General features: G+C 44.0%; 11 protein-coding genes and 1 rRNA gene. 10 read left to right on the forward strand and 2 right to left on the reverse strand.

The genetic code is table 11. The features are described from left to right. Positions 1–66: 66 nt before the first annotated feature. From B5D59_RS11650 to B5D59_RS11680, 7 genes are all read left to right on the forward strand, one after another. Positions 67–657 carry a peptidylprolyl isomerase gene (locus tag B5D59_RS11650; RefSeq protein WP_078818066.1) on the forward strand — a complete coding sequence of 197 codons (591 nt, stop codon included), beginning with the start codon at positions 67–69 and terminating at the stop codon, positions 655–657. Between the two features lie 29 nt (positions 658–686). After that, positions 687–908: a hypothetical protein gene (locus B5D59_RS11655; RefSeq protein WP_009498002.1), complete on the forward strand. Its 222-nt coding sequence runs from the start codon at positions 687–689 to the stop codon at positions 906–908. A gap of 545 nt (positions 909–1,453) precedes the next feature. Beyond that, positions 1,454–1,705, forward strand: a complete 252-nt coding sequence (locus B5D59_RS11660) for a DUF1871 family protein (protein WP_040759692.1) — start codon at positions 1,454–1,456, stop codon at positions 1,703–1,705. A 126-nt stretch (positions 1,706–1,831) separates the two neighbouring features. After that, positions 1,832–2,206, forward strand: coding sequence for a S1 domain-containing post-transcriptional regulator GSP13 (gene yugI / locus B5D59_RS11665; protein ID WP_040759395.1), 375 nt, complete (start codon positions 1,832–1,834; stop codon positions 2,204–2,206). A gap of 154 nt (positions 2,207–2,360) precedes the next feature. After that, on the forward strand, positions 2,361–3,908 hold the full coding sequence (gene pruA, locus B5D59_RS11670; RefSeq protein ID WP_176132571.1) for an L-glutamate gamma-semialdehyde dehydrogenase: 1,548 nt from the start codon (positions 2,361–2,363) through the stop codon (positions 3,906–3,908). Positions 3,909–3,932: 24 nt separating this feature from the next. Beyond that, complete coding sequence (locus B5D59_RS11675; protein ID WP_040759394.1) at positions 3,933–5,126, forward strand: ornithine--oxo-acid transaminase; 1,194 nt, start codon at positions 3,933–3,935, stop codon at positions 5,124–5,126. A gap of 141 nt (positions 5,127–5,267) precedes the next feature. Then, entirely contained in the window at positions 5,268–6,512 is a 1,245-nt protein-coding gene (locus tag B5D59_RS11680) for a Glu/Leu/Phe/Val family dehydrogenase (RefSeq protein ID WP_009497997.1), read from the forward strand. Between the two features lie 45 nt (positions 6,513–6,557). Here the strand turns inward: B5D59_RS11680 and B5D59_RS11685 are convergent, their stop codons facing one another. Then, positions 6,558–6,800 (reverse strand): DUF378 domain-containing protein, encoded by a 243-nt coding sequence (locus B5D59_RS11685; RefSeq protein WP_009497996.1) that lies wholly within the window; start codon positions 6,798–6,800, stop codon positions 6,558–6,560. A 103-nt stretch (positions 6,801–6,903) separates the two neighbouring features. On the opposite strand from B5D59_RS11685, the gene B5D59_RS11690 reads away from it, so the two are divergent. After that, the gene (locus B5D59_RS11690; RefSeq protein ID WP_078818068.1) at positions 6,904–8,067 is read left to right on the forward strand and encodes an iron-containing alcohol dehydrogenase; all 1,164 of its coding nucleotides are present in this window, start codon (positions 6,904–6,906) and stop codon (positions 8,065–8,067) included. Positions 8,068–8,101: 34 nt separating this feature from the next. On the opposite strand, the gene B5D59_RS11695 is transcribed toward B5D59_RS11690, so the two are convergent. Then, positions 8,102–8,824 carry an MgtC/SapB family protein gene (locus B5D59_RS11695; RefSeq protein ID WP_425441349.1) on the reverse strand — a complete coding sequence of 241 codons (723 nt, stop codon included), beginning with the start codon at positions 8,822–8,824 and terminating at the stop codon, positions 8,102–8,104. A gap of 125 nt (positions 8,825–8,949) precedes the next feature. Between B5D59_RS11695 and B5D59_RS11700 the strand changes: the two genes are divergently transcribed. Together B5D59_RS11700 and B5D59_RS11705 are read left to right on the forward strand one after the other, a co-directional pair. Further along, a complete protein-coding gene (locus B5D59_RS11700) occupies positions 8,950–9,852 on the forward strand; it encodes a DMT family transporter (RefSeq protein WP_078818069.1) in 903 nt (300 codons plus the stop codon). A gap of 272 nt (positions 9,853–10,124) precedes the next feature. Further along, a 16S ribosomal RNA gene (locus tag B5D59_RS11705) occupies positions 10,125–10,297 on the forward strand; the annotation flags it as partial.

Genomic DNA, 10,297 nt, shown 5'->3' on the forward strand with positions numbered 1-10,297 from the left:
CTAACTATGGTAGACTGTTTTCATATACTAAGCAGTACCAGGCAAGCAAATTAGAGGAGGAATTCCATGTACGCACAATTAAACCATGAAGTAGCAGAAAACGAAGCACTTGTTGTCATGAATACAACGATGGGTCCAATAAAAATTAAGCTTTTCAAAGAGCAAGTACCTAAAACAGTAGAGAACTTTCTGACACATGCTGAAAATGGCTACTATGATGGAATTATTTTCCACCGTGTAATCCCTGATTTCATGATTCAAGGCGGAGACCCGACCGGCACTGGTATGGGTGGAGAGAGCATCTATGGCGATTCATTTGAAGATGAATTCACAATGGACCTATTTAACTTGCGTGGAGCGCTATCCATGGCAAATGCAGGTCCAAATACGAATGGCAGTCAATTCTTCATTGTCCAAGCTTCAGAACTAGCTGGCGCATCTGCAGATCAGTTGAAAAAAGGTGGGTGGCCTGATGAAATCGCGGAAGCTTACGCAGAAAACGGAGGCACGCCGCATCTTGATCAACGCCACACAGTATTTGGCCAAGTGATTGAAGGAATGGACGTTGTCGACAAAATTGCAGGCGTGAAACGTGATCGCCAGGACAAGCCAAAAGAGGAAATCAAAATCGAATCGATTGAAATCGTTCAAAAATAATCTTGATTTACCTATAGGGGGAAACTAGCATGAATTTTGTTTTATTGATGCCGTTCCTTTACTTTCCAGAAGATAAGGCAGAATATATCCCTGCAGCCATTTCATTCTTCATTTTCATGGTCTTGATGCTGTTGACATTCCGCTGGATTTTACGGAAGTCCAAAAGGCAGGAAGAAGAAACGAAAGAACTCGAGCAGCGTATTTTGAAAGAACGCCAACTCAATCAAAACAAAGAACACCCCGTCGATTGATGGGGTGTTTTTAATAGATAAAGAATAGATGGGCTAGTGGGAGCTGCATCGTTGGTCTGCGTTCCAGGCGGACGCTTGCGGGGCACGGATGAACCGCTTCCTCCGATTCGCTCCGTCCAGGGTCTCACCATTCGCGTTAAACGCCGTAACGTAGAACGACTTTTGCGAGCATAAGCGAAGCGTTGGGAACACATTTTTGCCTTTCGCCGCCTTCCACTACGAGCAACTGGCATAATGTCCTAACTTTAGTGAGTTGAAGGTCGATGCAGGCGGGAGGGCAAGAACACGGGCTAGCGTCTCAGAAGGAATAGAGACTTCTTTGTTTAAGGAGGCAAACACACTTACTTTATACAGTGAACTCACTATTTACTACAGCGAACTATCCCCGGGCCACAAGCCCATGTTTCTGTTCAGCGCTTTTTTGGTTCTACTCTTAAACTCAAAATGTTAAAGTTTGTCGAAATTGTGGCGTCTCTCTTTTTTCTTTTAAGGCGCTATGCTATGATAGAAAGAAAACATAAATAAGGTGACGAATCGTGCAAACCATGGAAATGAAGAAACGTGCTGTCGCACTCCTGAAAGAATGGGATCCTTTCTCAGCAGGCGAGGATGCGTATGATTTAGAAATTGCGGATGTCGTGGCGGGACTCCATCATATCGACCATCCGACAGACTTGGCCAAGTGTATTCGTAATGTATATGAGCAATCCTATCAAATTTGGATACCTTTAGAAAAATGCATGGAAATTTCATATAAACTGTTAGCTGTCAAATACGAAGCCAAGTGCATTGTTTGATGCTTTACAGAGCTTTATCACCGCCTTGCTGAAAGGCGGTTTTTTGTTCAACTCTTCAGAATATGGTATACTATGAGCGGCCGCAATGGCAGACTAGATACTACTATAGATTGGGAGCTGTTTTGCATGTCTCACAAATTTGCAGTAGGAGATGAGCTAACCGGTAAAGTTACCGGAATACAGCCGTACGGTGCGTTTGTCGCGCTAAATGCTTCAACGCAAGGGTTAGTGCATATCTCTGAAATCACCTATGGATTTGTCAAGGATATCCATGAACATTTGGAAGTGGGTCAAGAAGTTCGTGTGAAGGTGTTGGAAGTGGATGACGAGGCTAGCAAAATTAGCTTATCGATTCGCGCACTGCAAGAACCGCCCAGCTCCTATCAGAACCATCCCCGTACTCGTCAATCCTTACAAGAACGTGTGGATCAGCAAGACGCAGATGGATTCAACTCACTTAAAGACAAGTTAAAGGACTGGATCGAACAATCTGGTCATTAAAAAATCACGAAAGCAGCGATCTGCTTTCGTGATTTTTTAAATTATCAAAATTGAGTGATTGCTCTTTGACATCCTCTGAAACTTCTTGCATGATTATATATGTAAGCGTTATCAAGCGCAGATAGTTGCGTCTTATCTATAAAGGAGGAGTAGACTGATGATTCCATACAAACATGAACCTTTTACAGATTTTACGGTCGAAGAAAATCGCAAAGCGTATGAAGAAGGCCTGAAGACAGTAGAAAGCTATGTAGGTAAGGAATATCCCTTGATTATTGGCGGCGAACGGATCATAACGGATAAAAAATTAGCATCGAACAACCCTTCGAATAAAGACGAAGTCATCGGCAATGTATCGCAAGCTGGCCGTGAACTTGCAGAGAAAGCGATGATAACAGCCAAAGAAACATTTGAGAATTGGAGAAAAGTGAAGCCAGAGTTCCGTGCGGATGTCTTATTCAAGGCAGCAGCAATCATTCGCCGCCGCAAATTTGAGTTTTCTGCGTTGCTGACAAAAGAAACGGGGAAGCCTTGGAATGAAGCGGATGCTGACGTGGCGGAAGGTATCGATTTTATGGAATACTATGGACGCCAGATGCTGAAGCTAAAGGACGGAATGCCGGTTGAGAGCAGACCTGGCGAATATAATCGTTTTGATTATGTTCCGCTCGGCGTGGGTGTTGTCATATCCCCATGGAACTTCGCTTTTGCGATCATGGCAGGAACAACTGTGGCGGCGCTCGTTACCGGCAATACGGTATTATTGAAGCCGGCATCAACTGCCACAGTAGTCGCCTATAAATTCATTGAAGTATTAGAGAAAGCGGGTATGCCAAAAGGCGTCGTCAACTATATTCCAGGGTCTGGTTCAGACATTGGAGACTTTTTAGTAGATCATCCTGCTACTCGCTTTATCTCATTCACAGGCTCGCGCAAAGTGGGAACGCGTATATTTGAACGCGCGGCGAAAGTTCAGGATGGTCAGATTTGGCTGAAACGCGTCATTGCAGAAATGGGCGGGAAGGATACGATTGTAGTGGACAATGAAGCAGATTTGGAGCTGGCTGCGCAGTCGATCGTCAAATCTGCATTTGGCTTTAGTGGACAAAAATGCTCGGCTTGTTCACGCGCGATCATCCATGAAGAGGTTTACGATGAAGTGGTCACCCGAGTAGAAGCGTTAGCGAAAACGTTCAACTGGGGCGATCCAGTCGATGGGAAAAACTTAGCCGGTCCGGTCATCGATCAAGCCGCATACGATAAAATAATGGAGTATATTGAAATTGGTAAACAAGAAGGACGTCTTGTGGCGGGTGGAACAGGTGACGATTCCAAAGGGTATTTTGTGGCGCCGACGGTCTTTGCAGACGTTACTCCAAACGCACGTATTTCACAGGAAGAAATCTTCGGACCGGTCGTCGCATTATCGAAGGCTTCATCTTTTACGGAAGCGATTCAATTTGCCAATGATACAGACTACGGATTAACAGGCGCCGTTATCACGACGAACCGTCATCATATCGAACAGGCGCGGGAGGATTTCCATGTCGGCAATTTGTATTTTAACCGAGGCTGTACGGGTGCCATCGTAGGATACCAGCCATTTGGCGGATTTAATATGTCAGGCACAGATTCAAAAGCAGGCGGTCCGGATTACCTGCAGCTTCATATGCAAGGAAAGACCACATCGGAAATGCTATGAGTGGGTTATGAGGAGGGTATGGGTATGTCTAAAACAGATCGCATTATAGAACAAACGAAAAAATATGGAGCGAATAATTACCACCCGCTTCCGATTGTCATTGCAGAAGCGGAAGGTGTCTGGGTGAAAGATCCGGAGGGCAATAAATATATGGATATGCTAGCCGCATATTCTGCAGTCAATCAAGGCCATCGCCACCCTAAAATCATTCAGGCACTGAAGGATCAAGCGGACCGTGTCACCCTTACTTCACGTGCGTTCCATAACGATCAATTGGGCCCGTGGTACGAAAAAATGTCTGCTCTTACCGGAAAAAATATGATTCTTCCAATGAACACGGGAGCAGAAGCTGTGGAAACCGCTTTGAAAGCTGCGAGGCGCTGGGCATATGACGTGAAAGGTATAGAAGATAACCAAGCGGAAATTATTGCGTGTGTCGGAAACTTCCATGGCCGAACGTTGGGCGCGATTTCATTGTCGTCTGATGAAGAATACAAAAAGGGATTCGGCCCTTTACTGCCGGGCATTAAGTTGGTGGAATACGGCAATTTGGAAGCGTTGAAAGAAGCGATCACACCGAATACCGCTGCTTTCCTAATCGAACCGATACAGGGAGAAGCCGGAATCATCATTCCTCCTGAAGGCTTCTTAAAAGAGGCGGCGACTCTCTGCAAGAAAGAAAACATCCTCTTCATTGCGGATGAAATTCAAGCAGGACTTTGCCGAACAGGTAAAATGTTCGCATGCGAATGGGAAGGTGTCACGCCCGATATGTATATTTTAGGGAAAGCGTTAGGAGGTGGCGTATTTCCAATTTCCTGCGTGGTAGCGAACGATGATGTGCTCGGTGTCTTTAATCCAGGCTCGCATGGATCGACGTTTGGTGGGAATCCTATGGCATGTGCTGTATCGATTGCGGCGTTAGAAGTGCTGGAAGAGCAAGAGTTGGCAAAACAAGCGAGAGAGCTTGGCGATTATTTTATGGAGGAACTGAAGAAGATTTCGCATCCGTCCATTCAAGAAATACGCGGACGCGGCCTATTCATCGGGATGGAATTGACGGAAGCTGCCCGCCCGTTTTGTGAGAAATTCAAAGAACTGGGTCTATTGTGTAAAGAAACCCATGACACGGTAATCCGCTTTGCGCCGCCTCTCACCATTTCAAAGGATGAACTGGACTGGGCGCTTGGGAAAATTCGTGCAGTATTTGAGAGCTGATGAGAAGCTCACTTTGGATCGCCATTTATGACGAATGAAATAATTCGAAAAAGGTTTGGATTCCATGGGTGGAAGTTTCATTATCCTCATGTTATAATGTGTCCGTGAAAGACAATACCAAACAAAGAGGCGAACCATACAATGACAGAAAACCTGAATCTATTTACGTCTACGCAAGTCGTGATCAAAGAAGCACTTGAAAAGTTAGGCTATGATGAAGGAATGTATGAACTACTGAAAGAACCACTCCGTATGGTGGAAGTACGAATTCCAGTCCGCATGGATGATGGGAAAGTAAAAGTATTTACGGGTTTCCGCGGTCAGCATAATGACGCGGTCGGACCTACGAAAGGCGGCGTGCGTTACCACCCGGGTGTTACAGCTGATGAAGTGAAAGCACTTTCTATGTGGATGACGTTGAAAGCCGGCATCGTTGACTTGCCGTATGGCGGCGGTAAGGGAGGAATTATCTGTGATCCGCGTGAAATGTCGATGGGCGAACTAGAACGCTTGTCTCGCGGATATGTGCGGGCTCTCAGTCAAGTAATGGGACCGGCAAAAGATATTCCAGCGCCAGACGTCTTTACAAACTCCCAAATTATGGCTTGGATGATGGATGAGTACAGCAAAATTGACGAATTCAACTCACCAGGCTTCATTACGGGTAAGCCAATTGCTCTTGGTGGATCTCACGGACGTGACCGTGCGACTGCTGAAGGTGTAACAATCATTATTAACGAAGCGGCAAAACGTCGCAATATCGATATGAAGGGCGCACGTGTCATCGTGCAAGGTTTCGGTAACGCAGGAAGTTTCCTATCCAAGTTCCTTCATGATGCAGGAGCGAAAGTAATCGGTATCTCTGATGCGTATGGCGCATTGCATGATCCAGATGGTTTAGATATCGACTATCTGCTTGATCGTCGTGATAGCTTCGGAACAGTCACTACGTTATTTGATAACACGCTGACTAATGCTGAATTGCTAGAATTGGATTGCGATATCTTAGTTCCAGCAGCAATCGAGAACCAAATTACTGAAAAGAACGCTCATAACATTAAAGCAAGTATCGTTGTGGAAGCAGCGAATGGTCCAACTACGTCTGAAGCGACTAAAATCCTGACAGACCGTGGAATTCTATTGGTTCCTGACGTATTAGCGAGTGCGGGCGGTGTAACCGTTTCCTACTTCGAGTGGGTTCAGAACAATATGGGTTACTACTGGACAGAAGAAGAAGTACGTGAAAAGATGACTGAAAAAATGGTTACAGCATTCGAAAACGTTTATAATGTTGCGACTACACGTAACATGGATATGCGTCTTGCTGCTTACATGATCGGTGTGCGTAGAACAGCAGAAGCCAGCCGCTTCCGTGGTTGGGTATAAGTTGTAAATCAGTAAAGGCATCTCCTCTTGTTGAGGAGATGCCTTTTATGCATTTTCTGTGGATGGCGCAGGTGTCGGCTCTTCATCTGTCTGTTGCCAATAATTAAATAACACACCAAGCGTCATCAATCCGGATAATCCGATGACCACGTATAAAAATCTTGCTAACGGCTGATAAGCACCTTCCGTCAATTGTGCAATGACATCAAATCGGAAAATGCCAACGACTCCCCAATTCAAAGCCCCGATAATCGTAATGGCCAGTGCTAATTTTTTTAGTGTTTCCATACGATCGCCTCCTTTAGTAAAGTATATCCCGTTTCGAGAACACTATACTTGCATCCCAAATACATCTTTTTCATAATAGAGAGAGGAAAAAGGAGGCAGAAGAATGAATAAATTTGTTTTTCGAAACCCGACAAAACTGATTTTTGGTAAAGACCAACTTCAAAGATTGCCTAAAGAACTTGCTGGTTACGGAAAAAAAGTACTATTAGTGTATGGTGGCGGTAGTATTAAACGTAACGGCTTATATGATTCATTAATTAAACTTTTAAATGAAAATGATTTTGAAGTAGTGGAAATGGGGGGAGTCGAACCCAATCCACGTTTATCTACTGCTAAAAGAGGAGCTGATCTCTGCAAACAGCACGATGTCGATGTTATTCTGGCGGCTGGCGGCGGTTCTGTAATCGATTGCACAAAATTGATCGCTTCTGCTGCAAAGTATGATGGAGATCCATGGGACCTCGTAACAGGAAAAGCCAGACCGAAAGAAGCATTGCCTTTTGGCACAATATTGACGCTTACGGCAACCAGCTCTGAGATGAATGCGGGTTCCGTTATCACGAATGAAGAAACTCAAGAGAAGTATGGTTGGGGTGGACCTTTCAATTACCCTAAATTTTCTATACTTGATCCAACTTATACATTAACGGTCCCGATGGATCAAACAGTCAACGGTATCGTGGATACGATGTCACATATTTTCGAGCAATATTTTCATGTAACAGACAATACGCCTTTTCAAGATGAAATGTGTGAAGCGGCCTTACGTTCCGTAATGGATATTGGAGGTAGACTAGTAGAGGATCCTAATAATCTAGAACTTCGAGAATCGATGATGCTGGCAGGAGTATGGGGATTGAATGGTTTCTTGTCGATGGGGACAAGGGGAGATTGGGGAACTCATGATATCGAGCATGCGGTCTCGGCGGTTTACGATATTCCACATGCAGGCGGCTTGGCGATATTATTCCCGCACTGGATGAAGCAGACATTCCCGCGCAACCCAAAACGCTATGTACGTTTGGCGACCAACGTCTTTGGCGTGGATCCAACCGATAAGTCGGACGAGGAGATTGCAATGGAAGGTATTGATCGATTGAGTGCTTTTTGGAAACAAATCGGTGCGCCGGTTTCGCTTGCCGACTATGAAATTGATGATTCGAAATTAGAGTTAATTGCCCAGAAAGCCGCTGTTAAAGGGCCGCTTGGCGGATATGCGAAGCTCTCAGAAGATGAAGTTTTGACATTATTGAAAGCAAGCTTATAAGAAAAAGCGTCAAGTCCCATCGACTTGACGCTTTTTACGGATAAATAACGAGCTCCACTGATTCTACATAAGGAAGGGTGGTTAACTCTACATAGAGAGAAGACGTAGATTTTTTTGGAAGTGCAGTGAGTTTGAATTGCAACTCATGCTGGTACTGATGCTGAGTGGTTTCGAACTGTCTAATGCGCATATGGTCAATTTCCATGCTTTCTTTTCGCAAGTATTGGACAAGATCTTCGATTTTGTCCTTGTCAGTGATGATGACGATGCAAGTTGCTTCTTTCATCCGAAGGCGTCTTGGACCAAATCTGCTTAAGAATGGAGCGACCACCTCGATGACAAGCATTACACTAATGACCGCAAAGAAAGATTCAATGTAAAATCCGGCTCCAACGGCAATCCCAATTCCTGCAGACCCCCAAATCATGGCAGCCGTAGTGAGCCCGGTTATGTTATCATTGTCTCTTCGAAGAATTGCTCCTGCGCCTAAAAATCCGATGCCGCTGACGATCTGTGCAGATAAACGTAAAGGGTCCATCGTGATGTTGATATCGTCTCGTGCGGGGACTAAGTAGGCAGCCTCAATTGAAATGATGGTTAACAAGCAACTGAAGGTGGCAATAACTGCACTCGTTTTTAATCCAATCGGTTTCTTTTTAATTTCTCGCTCGACACCGATTACCAAACTAAGGAAAAGTGCAATGCCGATTTTCATAACTGCTTCCATATTTAATGATTCAGTAAGTAAGGGTAGCAAGGTAAATCCTCCTTTGCTGCTAAAGTGGGGAGATAGCCGGGAAGGCTTTAAAATCCAAAATAGTTTTTTAGATCTCTTATCACCTATTGTAAAGGGTAAAGAGATAGAAAGAGAAGTGATTCATTTTGAATAAACCGATAATTCATCCATACATACCTATTGCAATTGGCGTTTTGACTGTTGGTTTATCCGCAATTTTTGTGAAACTGACGACAGCGGATGCAGGAGTGATTGCCTTCTATCGTATGTTTTTTTCTGTAGTCATTATGCTTCCATTTTTTTTGCACTCCTATAGAAAGGAGTTATATCGTTTATCAAAGAGGGATTGGCTGCTATCCTCGATAGCAGGTATATTTCTCGCTATCCATTTTATACTTTGGTTTGAATCTCTTAATTACACGTCAGTTGCAAGTTCCACGGTCCTTGTAACCCTGCAACCCATTTTCGCATTAACAGGAACTGCCCTCTTCTTTAAAGAAATCATCAGTGGGAAAATGCTGACCGCTGTCATAGTTGCACTTACCGGGAGTATTATTATAAGCTGGGGAGATTTTCGAGTAAGTGGAGCTGCGTTATTCGGTGATGTGCTGGCATTATTGGCTTGTGGTTTTATCACAGCTTACTTATTGGTAGGACAAGACGTAAGAAAGAGAGTATCACTTGTAACCTATACTTTTCTTGTCTACTTAGTTAGTTCGATCGCTTTGTTCCTATATGTTATTACGATACAGCAACCTTTATTTAGTTACCCGGCTTCTGACTGGGGTTGGTTTCTTGCTTTGGCTTTACTTCCGAATCTATTAGGTCACACATTATTTAACTGGGCAATAAAATGGGTTAGCACGAATGTGATCTCGATTACAATCTTATTTGAACCTGTGGTTGCTTCCATTGCAGCATATTATATTTTGCAAGAAAGTATTTCTGTTTCGCAAATGATAGGCGGAATCGTTATTCTGACAGGGATCTTGCTGTTTGTGCTCGACTTCAAAGCAATAAAGAAAAAACTTTTTTTAAAAAAGGCTTGATTTCTTTATCGAATCTATTGTATATTAGTTCTTGTCGCTTGAGGCAGTCACAAAAACAATAAAACTTCTTTTAAAAAAGTTGTTGACTTGAAGTGGTGCCTAGTGTAATATAGAGAAGTCGCTTTTACAACAAGCACACAACATGAACCTTGAAAACTGAACAGCAAAACGTTAACGAATTATACGTTTGTGCATCGGCTTTGCCGGTGACATAAACAAAATGAGTATCTTAAATGATGCCAGCAAGAAATCGAGCTAACTCGAATTTCTCTTTTATGGAGAGTTTGATCCTGGCTCAGGACGAACGCTGGCGGCGTGCCTAATACATGCAAGTCGAGCGAATCTTTGGGAGCTTGCTCCTAAAGATTAGCGGCGGACGGGTGAGTAACACGTGGGCAACCTACCTTACAGATGGGGATAACTCCGGGAAACCGGGGCTAATACC

The organism is Sporosarcina newyorkensis, from assembly GCF_900167515.1.
Taxonomy (GTDB): Bacteria; Bacillota; Bacilli; order Bacillales_A; family Planococcaceae; genus Sporosarcina; species Sporosarcina newyorkensis.

Excerpts from the sequence above, each read along its gene's own strand:
- B5D59_RS11650 (WP_078818066.1), top strand. The coding sequence starts at position 67 with ATGTACGCACAATTAAACCATGAAGTAGCAGAAAACGAAGCACTTGTT.
- B5D59_RS11655 (WP_009498002.1), top strand. The coding sequence starts at position 687 with ATGAATTTTGTTTTATTGATGCCGTTCCTTTACTTTCCAGAAGATAAG.
- B5D59_RS11660 (WP_040759692.1), top strand. The coding sequence starts at position 1,454 with ATGGAAATGAAGAAACGTGCTGTCGCACTCCTGAAAGAATGGGATCCT.
- yugI (WP_040759395.1), top strand. The coding sequence starts at position 1,832 with ATGTCTCACAAATTTGCAGTAGGAGATGAGCTAACCGGTAAAGTTACC.
- B5D59_RS11675 (WP_040759394.1), top strand. The coding sequence starts at position 3,933 with ATGTCTAAAACAGATCGCATTATAGAACAAACGAAAAAATATGGAGCG.
- B5D59_RS11680 (WP_009497997.1), top strand. The coding sequence starts at position 5,268 with ATGACAGAAAACCTGAATCTATTTACGTCTACGCAAGTCGTGATCAAA.
- B5D59_RS11685 (WP_009497996.1), bottom strand. The coding sequence starts at position 6,800 with ATGGAAACACTAAAAAAATTAGCACTGGCCATTACGATTATCGGGGCT.
- B5D59_RS11690 (WP_078818068.1), top strand. The coding sequence starts at position 6,904 with ATGAATAAATTTGTTTTTCGAAACCCGACAAAACTGATTTTTGGTAAA.